This is a genomic window from Mesorhizobium sp. WSM4845 (genome assembly GCF_055811455.1).
The window spans coordinates 1-14,168 of record NZ_JBVVQA010000001.1 but is presented as its reverse complement, the minus strand read 5'-3'; the positions used below and the strand labels follow the sequence as shown (position 1 = coordinate 14,168).

10 protein-coding genes and 1 pseudogene are annotated in these 14,168 nt (G+C 57.2%); 4 read left to right on the top strand and 7 right to left on the bottom strand.

The window, feature by feature from the left end; translation table 11 throughout:
- Positions 1 to 350 precede the first annotated feature (350 nt).
- Positions 351 to 1,343, top strand: a complete 993-nt coding sequence (locus AC0L2C_RS00055) for a glycosyltransferase family 2 protein (protein WP_473522415.1) — start codon at positions 351 to 353, stop codon at positions 1,341 to 1,343.
- A gap of 175 nt (positions 1,344 to 1,518) precedes the next feature.
- Here AC0L2C_RS00055 and AC0L2C_RS00050 read toward each other — a convergent pair whose 3' ends face one another.
- Positions 1,519 to 2,817, bottom strand: coding sequence for a polysaccharide biosynthesis/export family protein (locus tag AC0L2C_RS00050; RefSeq protein ID WP_287279774.1), 1,299 nt, complete (start codon positions 2,815 to 2,817; stop codon positions 1,519 to 1,521).
- Between the two features lie 111 nt (positions 2,818 to 2,928).
- Between AC0L2C_RS00050 and AC0L2C_RS00045 the strand changes: the two are divergent.
- Both AC0L2C_RS00045 and AC0L2C_RS00040 read left to right on the top strand, forming a co-directional pair.
- Positions 2,929 to 3,081: pseudogene (locus AC0L2C_RS00045) on the top strand (molybdate ABC transporter permease subunit); the annotation flags it as partial.
- A gap of 465 nt (positions 3,082 to 3,546) precedes the next feature.
- A complete protein-coding gene (locus AC0L2C_RS00040) occupies positions 3,547 to 3,753 on the top strand; it encodes an exopolysaccharide production repressor protein (RefSeq protein WP_353818970.1) in 207 nt (68 codons plus the stop codon).
- 74 nt (positions 3,754 to 3,827) lie between these two features.
- On the opposite strand, the gene AC0L2C_RS00035 is transcribed toward AC0L2C_RS00040, so the two are convergent.
- Positions 3,828 to 4,061, bottom strand: coding sequence for a hypothetical protein (locus tag AC0L2C_RS00035; protein ID WP_473522414.1), 234 nt, complete (start codon positions 4,059 to 4,061; stop codon positions 3,828 to 3,830).
- Positions 4,062 to 4,321: 260 nt separating this feature from the next.
- On the opposite strand from AC0L2C_RS00035, the gene AC0L2C_RS00030 reads away from it, so the two are divergent.
- Positions 4,322 to 6,190: a Wzz/FepE/Etk N-terminal domain-containing protein gene (locus AC0L2C_RS00030; RefSeq protein ID WP_473522413.1), complete on the top strand. Its 1,869-nt coding sequence runs from the start codon at positions 4,322 to 4,324 to the stop codon at positions 6,188 to 6,190.
- Positions 6,191 to 6,461: 271 nt separating this feature from the next.
- Here AC0L2C_RS00030 and AC0L2C_RS00025 read toward each other — a convergent pair whose 3' ends face one another.
- The 5 genes from AC0L2C_RS00025 to AC0L2C_RS00005 form a co-directional block, all read right to left on the bottom strand.
- The gene (locus AC0L2C_RS00025; RefSeq protein WP_473522412.1) at positions 6,462 to 7,565 is read right to left on the bottom strand and encodes a glycosyltransferase; all 1,104 of its coding nucleotides are present in this window, start codon (positions 7,563 to 7,565) and stop codon (positions 6,462 to 6,464) included.
- Positions 7,566 to 7,843: 278 nt separating this feature from the next.
- Positions 7,844 to 8,809, bottom strand: a complete 966-nt coding sequence (locus AC0L2C_RS00020; RefSeq protein WP_287279768.1) for a glycosyltransferase family 2 protein — start codon at positions 8,807 to 8,809, stop codon at positions 7,844 to 7,846.
- Positions 8,806 to 10,086: an O-antigen ligase family protein gene (locus tag AC0L2C_RS00015; protein ID WP_287279766.1), complete on the bottom strand. Its 1,281-nt coding sequence runs from the start codon at positions 10,084 to 10,086 to the stop codon at positions 8,806 to 8,808. Before AC0L2C_RS00015 ends, AC0L2C_RS00020 begins: the two co-directional genes overlap by 4 nt.
- 640 nt (positions 10,087 to 10,726) lie before the next feature.
- Positions 10,727 to 11,428 carry a class I SAM-dependent methyltransferase gene (locus AC0L2C_RS00010; RefSeq protein WP_287279764.1) on the bottom strand — a complete coding sequence of 234 codons (702 nt, stop codon included), beginning with the start codon at positions 11,426 to 11,428 and terminating at the stop codon, positions 10,727 to 10,729.
- Positions 11,429 to 11,533: 105 nt separating this feature from the next.
- Positions 11,534 to 13,594 (bottom strand): hypothetical protein, encoded by a 2,061-nt coding sequence (locus AC0L2C_RS00005; RefSeq protein WP_473522411.1) that lies wholly within the window; start codon positions 13,592 to 13,594, stop codon positions 11,534 to 11,536.
- Positions 13,595 to 14,168: the final 574 nt, after the last annotated feature.

Genomic DNA, 14,168 nt, shown 5'->3' with positions numbered 1-14,168 from the left:
CCTGGCTCGCGGTGATTTGAACGATGAACGGCTGAATCGCGTGCATGCGTGGGCAGCCGGCGATCTCGACCGAGGCGTTGTCGTTGTAGTGGTGGACGCCTGTTTCACCGATGCGACTGCTGCATGGCTTCGGCAGCGGAATGCCGCGACGGGCGGTTCCTAAATATCCAGCTAAAGTCCGGAAGCCGCTACTTTATCGCTTCCAGGAGTGCTGAGTGGAACTCGCCGAGGCCTCTGCCTTGCCGTTCGGCCGTCGTGGTTGAATCCTCATCAGCTAAAGTAGCGAAATCTGATGGAACTACCGGCCCTGATGTGCCATTTTACCACGTCGTGAGAGAAGACGAAGGCAAATGAGCCAGCACAATGCCACTGGGATAGGCGTCGTGGTGCCCATGTTCAATGCCGAGAGAACCATTCTCCCGACGCTGACCAGCATCTGCCAGCAGAGCCACCAGGCCCTGGACATTATCGTAGTGGATGATGGGTCGACGGACCGATCCGCGTCAATCGTGGCCGCCTATGCCGAGCAAGATCCGCGTATACGCCTTTTCAGGCAGCCGAACGCGGGTGTTGCGCACGCACGCAACAGCGGCGCCGCTGCCACCGATGCGGAGTTTCTAGCGTTCGTGGACGCGGATGATCTTTGGGCTCCATCCAAAATCGCACTGCAACTGCGCGTCCTGCAGGAAGGAGGCTCGTCAGCTGGCCTGGCATATTGCTGGTTTGCGGAGATCGACGAGGACGGTCGGATATTTTCTTTCAAACAGCCCGATGCTGAGGGGCGCGTGCTGCAACGCATGTGCAGAAACAACTTTGTCGGTAACGGAAGTTCGATGCTTGTACGTCGCTCCGCATTCGAGCGGGCAGGACAGTTTGATCCTTCCCTGAGGGCGAGGAACGCACAAGGCTGCGAAGATCTTCTAATGTGCCTCAGAATAGCGGAGAATTACGAGTTTCGTATCGTGCCCCAACATCTTGTGGGTTATCGGAGGACGATCGGCAACATGTCGAGCGATGTCATGCAAATGTTTCGTTCGTATGAAATTGTCCTAGCCGAGTTTCACGAGAAATATCCGCAATTTGGGAGCGATCTCAATGCCCATCTGCTTGACACGATCAATGCGCTTGCCGTGAGAGCTTTGGTTCAAGGGCGGCTTTCCGCAGCCTGGTACCTGTCGAAGAAGCTCTTTGTCCTGGAGCCGCGCACGGCCATTTCACGTCTGCCTCACACGATCGACGTCTTCTGCCGGGGGCTGGTTCCTCGCTGGATCAAGGTTCGAGTGAACCGGATGCGAAACGCCGAGTTTCGGCCTCTTTATGAAAAGATTTATCTGGAGAGGTGAGCGCGTCCCCTGTTCGGACCTACCGAGCCGGAGCTGTTCAAGCTAGATGCTTGATGCCAGGCTTTGGCGGCGCACGCTGCCCGGACCCTGAGCGGCCACCAGAACGATCTTGGCCCGGACCACATTCCATAGGACACGTGCAACTGCGCGCCGCCTCTATGCAATACTTAGTTACTTAGTTCGCGACCGCCGCTCCTGGTGCGGCCTTCAGCGTAATTGTGATGGTGTCTCCCGGAGCAAGCAGAGTATCTTCTGTCGCCTCGGTCGTTGCTGCCTGTCCGTCAGTGGAGCGGGTTACACCGATCGTAATTCGGTCCCCTTCGCCTACAAGGTCGCTGCGCATCTGCATCACGTAGGCGATTTGTTTGGTCAATGAATCCATCTCAGCGCGCATTTGCGTCATCGCCGCGCGTTCAGTCTGCAGTTCAGCCAACAGGTCAATTCGACCCTGGTCGATAAACTTATCAAGACTGCGCTGCAAATCCCCTTGGTCGCGTTCAAGTCGAGCGATCTCAGCGTTGGTTTGCAAAGCGCGGGTCGCTGACAAGAGCACTGCGCGTTGAGCATCGTTGACGCTCGTGATCTGGATCAGACCTTTTTCGAAGAGCTTCTTGAGGCGATCAAGTTCCGCCGCATCTGTGGCTGCGCCCGCTTGATCCGCCTTCTGCTGCTCCTTCAGGTAGCCCATTCGTTCCGCCGCCTTGGTTGTGGCCAACTTAATCGAAGCGCGCTCCTTCTCCTGATCCGCATAGACAGCTTCAAGATGCTTCCCCTCCTGCTGCAAAGCTTCGTCGCGACGAGGCTCGAGGCTCGAGTCACGTTCTGCGTCCGGAACCTCAATCGCTCTGGCGCCGCTCAGCTGCGCCTCTATGCGAGCAGCTTTGAGTTCGCTTTCCTGGTACTTGATGCGCAGAATGTGGAGGCGGCCGCCAAGGTCCGCTGCTGTCATTTCAGGGTTTTCAAGCTCACCGCGACCGAGTTTGTAGCCGCCGCCAGCCGCCACAGCTTGTCGGACAGTCATTCCTGGTCTGAAGGGCTGAATCCCGGGAGAGGCAATGTCCCCGTCAATATAGACGGGTCGGTATTCCTCAATATCAACAATAATCTGATCTTGGTAAAAACCAGTCCAAGTCTCAGTGCCGTCGGCGGATCGTTGCGGAAGGGATTTTGGTTTTAAAACCTCAATTACCTCCTTGCGAACATCCTCTATTGTCTTCCCGAGAACCTTTAGGGGGCCTAGGACCGGCAACATAATTACACCGCTTTGGTCGATCACAGCTCGCTTTTGCATCTCGGGATAGCCTATGACAGCGAAGCCGATCACGTCGCCAGTCTGCAGACGGTACTCGCCGACACTGTACTCTTCTGCTAGGGCAAGGCCATTCGACAGATTCGCGTTTGCGAACAACAAAAACACGCATGCGAGCGCAGCGCAGCTGCCTGCCCGCATCCAGCGCACCGATCTATTCAACATTCGCGATCACCCCGCAATGCTTGAGCATGATATCGACGCAGACCTTTCTCACAATGCCATTCTTTTGAGGCGAATTTACGCTCTGAACAACGGCAACAAGGCAGCCGATGTTCCGAAATCGCGCCACTTTGATCGTCATCCGGCTGTGAAGAATACAACTATCCGGCGGCCACCGCGATCGCGGCGATCATGGTTTTGCTATCGTTCGCGATGCTCCTGGTCGTCAATCTGGCGCAGTCGTGGAGCCGCAAACGCTATGGCTGACGTCACCATCGTATCGCCGATCGGAAGCGACACCGCCGGCCAGCGAGCAGCCGGTCGCGCGCAACCTGCTGATGGCGGTCGCGTTCGTCGCGGCATTGGCCTGCCTGAGCCGGCGCCGCCATGTCCGCCGCTCGCTAAACACGGAAGCTGCGCGGCGGACACACCAACGTCGAAGCCGTCCCATTTTGCTCAACTTGACGCACACAACGCGACTCAGCCTCTGCCTAAATCCAGATCGCATGGCAGGGCCAGTCCGTGTGGCAACCTCTCTTGGCCGCCGAACGGGAGTTGGTCGCGCCTGGAAGCAAGCGCGTCCGGGCATAGGTTGGGGCATCGTTATTCGCACCTGCTAATATATTGATCGCTCTGACCCGTTCCGATATGTTATGATGGTTAATGCGCTGAGGCTGGATAGCCAAGGAGCGCGTCACGCCAGCGGCTGCGAGTGGGAAGGCGATTTCCTTTTTGCTTTTTTTGCGAGGGCTTATCATAGTACTGTTGGCATTCGCCATCAGTATATATTTGCTCACCGCCTCCCCGTGGGTCACGTTTGTCCAAACGTTAATTTGTGGGATCTTGATACAGATCGGGTACTTTGTTGCTGTCATGCTGCTAGTGTGGCGCTCGGTCTCCAAAGAATCGGAGACTCCCAAGTCACACATCGCGCGATGAGTCCGAAAGGGAGCAACTGCCGAGCCACTTAGAAAGTGAGGCGGGCCACTCTCCGCCTTTATAGGCTCTGGCTGCTAGAGCAGGCCGATCAGCAAGATCACACCCCACACCACGAAACAAAATGTGACTGCAACCTGTCTCATGCGGGCATCGGAGAGGCTTTCCGCGACACGCCAGACGCGCGCAGGACCCTTGCAGTGATCGTTATCCCGCGCCTGTGATCGACGAGCCATTCCAATCGACATCCCTGTTTCCCGCAGGACAGGCTCAACCGGAGCCTGGAATCTCTTGCTCAGATGTTTTGCCATTTGGCAATACGACTCAATTTCTTCCTTCAATTGGAGCTTACGACATGCAGCGGAATTGCGGCAGTCCGCGTGAGGTTTCGTTTATTGCATCGAGGTTAGGAGTTTCGCCTTTAGCGAAGCGCGGGCTGTGCCGCCCCGAGCGGTGCGCCTGTGCTCCGCGGGCGTCGATACTGAATTTGCAGACATTTAGTCAGATAATGTGGTATGGAATTTGTCACTACCAATGCGCTGCCAGTCTCATTCCACGGGTTTGAAGGCTCATGCTCCGCGAAGTTGAAAAGCACCCGGATTCTGCCTTTCCATTCGGCGATCCTCAGTGGGGAACGATTGATCTCGAAACACTCGTGGCGGCAGCGCAACGGCAGCTGAGGTTCGTCCTTACATGCGCGCTCGCAGGACTTGTGCTGGGGCTGGCGTATCTCTGGGCCGAGGTGCCCTTGTACGAGTCGACCGCCAGAATCCTGATCGACAAGAACCAGCCATCCGTCGTGACGGAGTTAACAGAGAGCGGAAGCTCCGCACCGGTTGACCCGATGATGCTGAGTCAGGTCGAATTGTTGCGTTCCGACCGCATCGGGCTAAAGGTCGTTGACAGCCTCGGTCTTGCTACCGATCGCTCTTTCTTGTCAGCGCCATATTCATTGCTCAACAGTCTCACGGGATCGGTCGCTCGGTGGCCATTCATCGGCAGTTCCGAAGCAAGCGGAGCGCTGGTGAAATCGAGTGCCGCGCGAGGATCCGATCCTCGATGGCAGGCATTTGGCATTCTGGCTGAGAATATAACCGTAGCTCGTGTAGGGGATTCTTACGTTCTGGAAGTCCAATTTCGGTCGCCTAGCGCCGAAATGGCGCAAAAAGTAGCCAGTAAGTATGCAGAAATCTATATCTCTGACCAAGTCGGAGCCAAAGACGAGTCGATTATCCGAGCTCGCGGCGCACTGGCGGAAGAGGTCGAGACGGTGCGGAAGCGATCGGTCGATGCCGAGCTCGCAATCCACAGGTTCCGAAAAGACAATACGCTTACCAAGGAAACGCTGGTAACCTTGCGCCAGCTCGAACTTGAGGCGTCCTCTCTCAAGTCGCAATATGAACAGGTCCTGCAGCAGTACCAAGCGAGCCTGCAGAACCTTTCGATGGCGTTGACGGAGGCGCGGACTATCTCGGAGGCACCAAACCCCAGCAGACCGAGTTCTCCGAACAGCAGTCTTACGTTGGCGTTCTGCGTCGTGCTCGCCGGCATGGTTGGCGCCGGTGTGGGCGGAATTCGGGAGTACCGGGAGCGCTTTTTCCGCACGACGGCTCAAGTGCGCGATGAACTAGGACTTCAGACGCTCGGAATGATCCCGTTGCTGGACGGGAAGCCAATTCGCCGAAACAATCACGATCGTGCGGCCGGAGAGCCGTCATTCATCGAGGTGGGGAACAGCGCTTTCAACTGGGTAGAGCAACATCCGCGCTCGGAATTCGCTGAAACGATGCGAACTGTGAAAGTCGCTGTTGACGTCGAGTTACCAAGGAAGAGCACCAAGGCGCTCGGCATCGTTTCTTGCCTCCCGGGAGAAGGGAAGTCTCTGGTCGCTGCTAATTTAGCGATGGTTCTTGCTATGCAGCGTTGTAAGACGTTGTTGATCGATGCCGATATCCACAATCCGGGCTTGTCCCCCATGTTAGCCAACGGCTGGGAACGAGGCCTGGCCAACTTGTTGGCTGGAGAACTCAATCCGAGAGATTTGCTGGCCCATCAGTCATTGCCATTGAGGTTCCTGCCCGGCGTGAACCAGAGCCAACAAAAGCTCGCAAACACCATGCAGCCTATCGAGAAAATGGGCGACTTTCTGCTCAAGGTCGGCCCTATGTTCAATTACGTCGTCGTTGATTTGCCCCCGTTGGCTCCAGTCGCGGACGTGAGGTCCTTTGTCCAGCACCTCGACGGCCTTGTTCTGGTTGTTGAATGGGGTGTGACCGCTCGTACATTCGTGCGCGAAATCCTCGACAACAACCCGATCCTGGCGGATAAATGCATCGGCGTTCTGCTCAACAAGGTCGATATGAAAAGAATCAAGCGGTACCAAAAGTTCGGCAGCGCCGAATTTTACAGTGAACGCTATAGTCAGTATTACCAGGCCTAGTTGTGGAGCAGGCATTGTTTTTGTCTTGAGCAGATAGCCCAAGGAGGCTTTGACGAACAAACTCCGTCCGGGCTTATCCGCGCGAGCCGCAGGATGGTGTTCGTCGGCAAGGACCGGCGATACTTCGTCGCTTCCTCCAGCCGGTGGGCTGCGCGCTGGCATCGGACTGGGAGAAGGGCCAGGTCGAGAACCATGTCGGACAGGTGGGATGCCGAGCAGTCGGAATTCACGATCGGTCCGGCTATCCTGGTCGCCAGTGCTTTGCCGGTCATTACATTCCGCCACCCAACACCGCCGTAGCGCGGACACGCAAAGCATCCTGCGAATAGGCCTCCAGCATATCGTGTCGTGCCTGTATTCCGATCTCTCTGCGGAGCGTTTCATCGCCCGCGAGCAATAACACTTGGGTCACCGCCGTCTCCGCTGAGGGCACAGTAAGCTTCAGCATATTCTCTCCATGCTTCCCGTAATCCCGAATACCGCCGACGTCGGTCGCGATCACCGGAAGCCCGACAAGCATCGCCTCCGCGACGACGATGCAGAACCCTTCCGTATCGGACAGATTGATGAACATGTCACGATCACAGGCCCGCTCGAACCAGCGTGCGACATATCCATGGAAATGCACGCGATCTCGAATGCCGAGCTCATCCGCCTTGCGCGAAAGCGCCTGCCGTTCCGGCCCGTCGCCGTAAAGATCGAGGCTTACCGAAACGCCGCGGTCTTGGAGCATTCGGATGGCCTCAATCAGGCGGTCAAAGTTCTTTCGCGCCATAAGGCGTCCGGCTGCAGCAAGGCGCAAGGGTGTGTGAAGCGCGTAGTCGCGCTTGTGGGAGGAAGCCTCATCGGCACGAAACAGAGGCACCACATGCGACCGGCGCCTGCGGGGCAGGAAGTATGCTTGCGTATCCTGCAGCGTATTTTCGCAATCAGCCCAGATTTCGTCGACACGCCAGGACAGCGCCTTGAGCACAGGGCCATAAACGCCTTCGGCACGCCGGGAGCGGTAACGGGCGATGTGCTCGAATGAAACGCAGCGAAGCCGAGGAGCGAACATCGCAACTAGCCGTCCCAGGAGATTGGCCTGCTTGAGCGACAACACAACCATATCCGGCCGCCACTCCCGAATGAGGCGCAACATTACAAAGAACGTGCTCACGAAGATGCGCAAGGAAGGCACTTCGCTCTGCGACGTCAGGATAAGATTGTGCTCTCCGATATTTGCGGCGATTTCATCGGCAAGAGCCCCGCGACCACGGCAACAGGCTAGAATCTTCAGCTCGTGGCCGCTGAAAAATCCTGCTTGCAGCAAGGTCAGCAGCCCATGCTCGGCGCCACCGGGATCGAATCCGTTGATGAAGTAAAGAATTCGCATGTGATAGTGAAGCGCTCCGATTCTCTTGCCCTCGTATTTACTGTCGCAACTAACGGCCCGATCTTGTGTGGAATTCTCCTGCGCTTGTGGTGAGGGCTCAGTGGTGGGGTCTGGACACCTTTCAAGTTCTTACCCGCATTAAGAGCGACTTGGCGACCGCGGAGAGCTCTGATTTCGCCTCCGTTATGGTCCTGTGTCGCGGTACAGAATAATCGCTATGGAAAGATTCCAGGGCTGCCGCATGAGATGCTCGAACTCTCGCCATTCCGCCAGCATCATTAAGAGCCGTCAGCAAAGTCTTTGCGCAAGGCGCGGTAGAACAATAGCTTGGCTGCACGGCGCACCTGCGGATCCATGCCCCTCGGCAGGGCGCAAAGAAAAAAGTAAACGTACACCCGCCATGACAATGGATTGTGCCACATCGCGCGAATGAGCAAGCGCGCTCCGCGTTTCTTTTCGCCTTGAGCCACGCAATCATTGCCCGCCTTTGCGTACAGACGCGCGTTGCGCCGACGCGCGAGGTGCGTAAGCTCCGGCCGCCGCATGACCCATTCTCGCGTGACGCCTTCGCCTACCGGCAGAAGCGCGTCGAGTCTGCGGGTTATGTTCGAGCCATGGCGCCGTTTATAGACGAGTGCTCCGGCCACATGTTGAAATGTCCAACGCTCGGCTGCGCGCATACAAAACTCTGTATCCTCTCCAGCCCTGAACGCCTCGTTGAATACCCCGATATCTTCGACCATCTCCCGCCGCATAACCATACTGGAAGGAACAATCGGCCCATCAAGCAGAAAATATGTCGGCAGCGTATCGCGTTGGTCCGCGCGATAGCGGCGCACGGCGACGTGTAGAGCATCGGACAGATCCGGAGCGGAAAAATCGACAAAATCGCCATAGACAAGACCTGCCTTGCAGCCATTGCCCAAGACGGCTAATTGACGCTCAAGCTTGTCCTCGGCCCAGAAGTCATCGCCGTCGAGAATTGCAATAAGGTCGCCGGCAGCATGTCTGATGGCAAGATTCCTCGCCGATGAAAGCCCGATACCCGCCGTCGTCAGGACATGTATGCGCGGCTCCCTGCGACCCAGCGATGCAATCACTTCCGACGAGCCGTCCATCGAGCCATCATTGACAATGATGATCTCTTTGATGTGGCTCGACGCGGTCTGATTAATCACGCTTTCCACTGCCTGCACGATGAAGCGTTCTTCATTGTGGCATGTCATGATAACTGAAACACTCATCTCGTGTTTCCTGCCAAGGGGCTCCCGAGGAATCGGGGATGTCTCATGCTCCCGGGGTGGCTCCTCCGCGTCCTGCGCAATGATAGACAAAGCCCGTGCCGCGTCAATTCAGGCAGGAGCGAGACAAGACTCAGCGTGACGAAAGCTCGTGTGCCGGAGGCTTCTGTTCCAACGTAAAAGGCGCAGGGTACAAGAAGCACGAGGGGCAGAAGCCGTGCCTGGGCCGCTCCGATCAATCCGTGAGAAAGGGCCCAGCTTAGAGTACGGCTTAAGCGAAACCATGCAGCAATCCATATGAGAATATAGAGGCTGAGCCCAATGATGCCGTTCTCGGTGAGGATGCGTTGAAACTCGCCATGTATCCCCAGCCGCAACTCGCCAGGAAGTCCGCTGAAATCCGTATCGATAATATTCTTGAATTGGTTCGTACCCACGCCCATCAGTGGATGTTCGGAGATGAGTTGTCTGGACAGAGTGAAAGCAAACGCGCGCTGGACATTGCTCGGCGTGTCGCCAGGGGCATATTTCCCCGTCGCAACCAGATATTCGTATTGCCCCATGCTCAGCGGATCGAGAATGGTCTGCATTTGCTTCTCGACATAGGCGTTATCCATCGTGGTCGATAACATGAAAAGACCCACGAAGCCGGCGGCGATCGCCGGTACCATTGCAGCGAGCCGTCCGCGCATCAGAAGCGCAGCGGTCAGAAAGAGACAGATCAAAAACGCCTTGCGTTCCCCGGATAGCAGGAGCAGGGGAAGTATCCCTGCCCATGCAAACCAAAGGCCGCGCCGCTTGGCCCGTTTGGCGAAGAGGAGGAGCCCCGCGAGCGCAATTGGAAGGAAGGTGAATACGAGCTTTGGGTCGGCCAAGTGCTTCCAGCCGACCGAGTAGCCATGAGCCACATGCCAGGTGATCGTATAGGCGAGAATCAGCACCATGCCGAAAAGCAAGATGTTGACGGCCTTCTGCGTCTCGAGCCATCTAGCCTCCTGTGCGATGGCGAACGCAAAGGCGCCCACAGTGGACATCTGCAACAGCTCGCGCAGGCCGTTCTTCGCGTCTACGCTGAAGGCCGAGACCAAGTGCCAGCCGAAGAAGGGCAGGAGCAGCAGAAAACCGACTGAAAAAGCCAAATTTCGCCAACGCCCCGTCGCCAGGCCAATGATGAGCGCCAGCAATACGATCACCTCGAACGGACGCAGCAATACAAGACCCGTCCCGAGCCTGATTGGCAGGAAGAGGCTCAGTATCGCGAATGTGAGGAGATAACGCATCACAGCCCCCTCGCGGCGCGATATTCTTTTAGCATGTTCTCTTTCCCGGAAACAGAACTTGTTGGATGTATCAATGCCAGCCCGCGGAGAAACACTTCACCCTCCAGCCGACGACCCCATCGTTCCGCCCGCTGTGGCAATCGCATATCGAAGAGGTTTCCGCCTGTTGGGAAAGCTCATCCTCCTCGGCTGCGGGGAGGCTTACTGGTGGCAGAACTCATCAGCAGTCCGACGAGAGTGGTGACGCATCCCGACGGCGTGCGGTCGATGCGGGCTAGCCGACGGTCTCGCTCTCCGGTGTCCAGGCTTCTGGCTGGTTGAGCAACAGAGACCGCGCGAACATGGCAGCGAATTTTATGCCCGGTATCCCGCGAACTGAGCTCATAGCTTGTGCCGGTTTCGTCCACGATCGGAACGCCGTCGCGATACCAGAGACACTCTATTGCGACGCAATCACGTTCGATACGACAGTCAGCTCTTGGACTGGTGAAGCCTCGCCCGAGAAGACCGGCAATGCGCTGAATTTCGGCGGGACATCAAGGGGGATGGGTCCGCGCAGGACTCAGTGCACTCATTCAGTCCGCAGAAAGCCTTTGAGAAAAGCAAGGGACATATCCGTGGCGGTGGTTCCAATTTCACCTCAGATACGATCGCTCGTGCTCATCGCCCGGAAGCACATAAAAGCCTGAGAGTTTAGGGCCGGGCCCAAGCCCGGAAATGGAGAATATCCGATCGAGATCGGGGCGAAGCGGCAGGCGAGTCTCTGTCGAAGCACCCTGTAGTCAAACCCCTTGTGATCGAGATAGGCGCCGGACTTGCTCCGTGGGACCTGTTGCCAGAGAATTGCCGCACGGAATAGCTCCCGGGCGCTGTATCGCCATCGCGACTTGTTTATGAAAACGGCGTTGGGGTACTTGAGCAAGAGAATAGGCCCAACCATGATCGGCACGGAGATGATCAGAACTCCACCAGCCCGAAGAGAGCGCTCACAGAACGAGATGAACTCCTCTAATACGTTCTCGTCGACATGCTCGAGGGTTTCAAAGGCCAGCACCGCGTCTAGTACCTCATCAGGTATCTCTCCCAGGCTCCCTACCGGCGTGAACGATGGGGCTTTTGGCGCCACATAGGGATCATAGCCGTAAAGCGGTCCTGACCAGCCCCCGCCGGCCAGCGTGTTAAGAAAGTCGCCATTGTTGGATCCGTAGTCGAGGATAGCGCTGCTTGGAGAGAGATGTTGCTTCACAAGTCGGATACCCCTTTCATGCCGGCTTCTCTGTGCAAACCGTGCAGCCGGGTTGGGGCTATTCACCGTCAAGCGATCATAGGCGGACGGACTCATATGTTTCTCCCGGGGCGAAAAGGAACTAAGAGGAGACCCTGCCGCCTGTCCTTTTTGCTCGGGCAGATGATGCCATAGTCAAGCCGCGAAAGCTCATTTGCACGATTACCTCTCTACGACGTCCGCTTCGGCTGTCCAGGCTTCCGGCTGATCAAGCAAAGAGAGCGCACGCACTTGGCACCGGATCCTGTGCCCAGCATCCCTTGCATTGAGCTTGTATGTTGCAGCAGTTTCGCCGACGATGGGAACTCCGTCACGATACCAAAGGTACTCCAGATGCGACGCTGGCACATTCGGTTGTACGCTCAGCGTGCTTCCGATTGAGGCAGAGCCGGAAAGCTCTGGCAATCGCGCGAAGCCGGCAGGCACCTCCGCAAGGTCCGACTCCTTCTGGCGGACCCGAATATAGTCTATGGCCATGTCGTAAGTTTCGGATGGATCCGGCAAGACTCCGCCCCTGCCGGATCGAAAGCCCAAATCGACCATGATGTATTTTTGCGCGGCAAGCTCCAGCGTCGTCGGGCAACGTGCCACTTCATAGCCATCAATCACGAAGTATGTGTAATTATCTTCGATCTGGGCGTACCACGTATGAAACTCGCCGTCATATATGTCTATCGCGTTGGGGAAGCCGTTTGATTGGTCGATCGGGTAGCCGGCGATCTTCCTGCGCACGTCAGCGGCGGCGATTTGGGGATCGGGATAGGCAAGCGCCGGCTTATGCACATGCTGGCTGATATTGATCCACGTTCCGTCCTCCGCCCCATATTCCCAAAAGTCAGTTTCCAGACGATTCCGCGTCCGCCAAAACAGGTGCTCCTTGCCATAGGCCCAGAAGGCAGGAAAGAAGCCCGGGCGCGGCGCGGAAAGCTTGGGGAACTTGGCGCGGATCTCGAATATTCCTTTTCCCCACCACCGACCTTGGCCGTTGTTGTTGACCGAAGAAAACGCTCCGGTCCGCCAAACCTTGTTGTGGACGAGACGGAGCGACAGCGTGTGGCTCTCGGCATCGTGAATGTATGAAGACGGCGTCCCGGAAATCCGCTGTGCCTTCGCATCCCCGCCGATATTGGTGAGGTGCGTCGGCGCGAACCAGCCGCTGCTCTGTGCGCCTGTCAGATCGTCGACAATGGTGTTGGTCTCGAAATCGTCGAAGAACACCGTCGTATAGCCGCTGATATCGGGCGCCGCCTGACCGCGATGGGCTTGGTTCGTCCTTGTATCAACCGCCGCCCAACTTGCCCAAGCCTGCGAATCGAAGGCATAGCGCGCGGGATTGTCGCTGGCATCCACCGCCGAAGGCGGGCTCTTTCTATAGGGATGATCGTCGGGCAGGTCGGCTTGCCTGCCGGCGCGCCACATGGCCCAACCCACGAGCTTGTCGATCTGCGCATCATTGAGTTCGCTTTGCCCGATGATGACGCAATCGATCGCGACATCGGCCCTCATCGGATTGTTCACATCGCCCATGAAGCTCTGCGATTTCATCAGGTTGGGTTTCAATGCATGAATCGCCTGGCCGGCCGTCTTGACCCCATTCACCACAGCCTGCATCACGAATCCGCGGCGGTACCCGACCATGACATTCCAGTCGTCAAAATCGGTCGAGTACTGCCCTTCCTCGCTCTTGAGCTTGCCGTCATGGAGCCGCGAAACGAATGTGCCGGCCGAGGGCTTGAAACAGACCTGGGGCTGGCGATGCACCGGGCCACCCTCCGCGCCATTGACGCAAAGAACGGAAACGTTATCCGCACCGGTGCTGTTCACCGAATGGCACCGGGCGATCACGAGCCACCACCGGTGGAGATAGGGGGCATCCTTATCGACTGGCCAGGTCAACGCCTGTTTCGTGCCCTTCTTGAAGAGGACGCCGCCGTTATTCGGAAGCTTTGTTGGGCGCAGGGAGGGCCCGGCTTGCACCGCAGCCACCGGCTTCACGCCGCCGGATTGCCACGAGGAGATTTCGCCTTCGGCCAGATCCTCCTGAAACCAGGATTTCACAATCATTTCCGGGAACAGACCAGGACGCCAGGAGTCAGCTTCCGGCAGCGAGCCTTGCGCCGGGCCGGCGGCCCGAGCATCCCATCCCGAGCGACCGGATGCGGTCAGCACAAGGGCGGCGCATGCGGCCCGTGCCAAATCCCGGCGAGAAATGCGGTTGGTCATTATCGTGTGCCTTACATATCTCACATCGCGCCAATATCCGCTGGTTTCGAGCTAAGGCTGCACAACGACGCCCGTTACCGATTATTGCGCTTCTCCTCGCAAAAAACAATTCGCCGCTTTAGTTTGGCTTTTCAATGACGCCCTGCGGCGCGCCGAAGGGCAACAGAATCCTTCGAAACGGAGTGGTCTGCGAGCATCGAGATACTATGGAACGAGCCGTTATCGTCATTCGTTCGGTCGAGGGGGCTCGAACATACGGGTCAACATGAACGCTGCCTCTCTCTCTCTCTCTCTCTCTCTCTCTCTCTCTCTCTCTCTCTCTCTCTCTCTCTCTCTCTACCGTAAGATGGCCGCAGACAAGTTCTGGCAATTCTGCTACAAGGCGCTTAGCTTGCTCCGAAGATCTATCCGCGCGCCGGAACCCACTTGGTCAGGTCGTCTCCCGCGAGTTCAATGTGATGAACTTCGCCCGTCCTAGTACCTCTTTTCAGAAATCGGATTTCCCATGCGTTTTCGTGTGGTACGAGTAGCGCTTGCAGTGCTGTCCGGCACGCGGCGATGAAGCGGGCGCGCT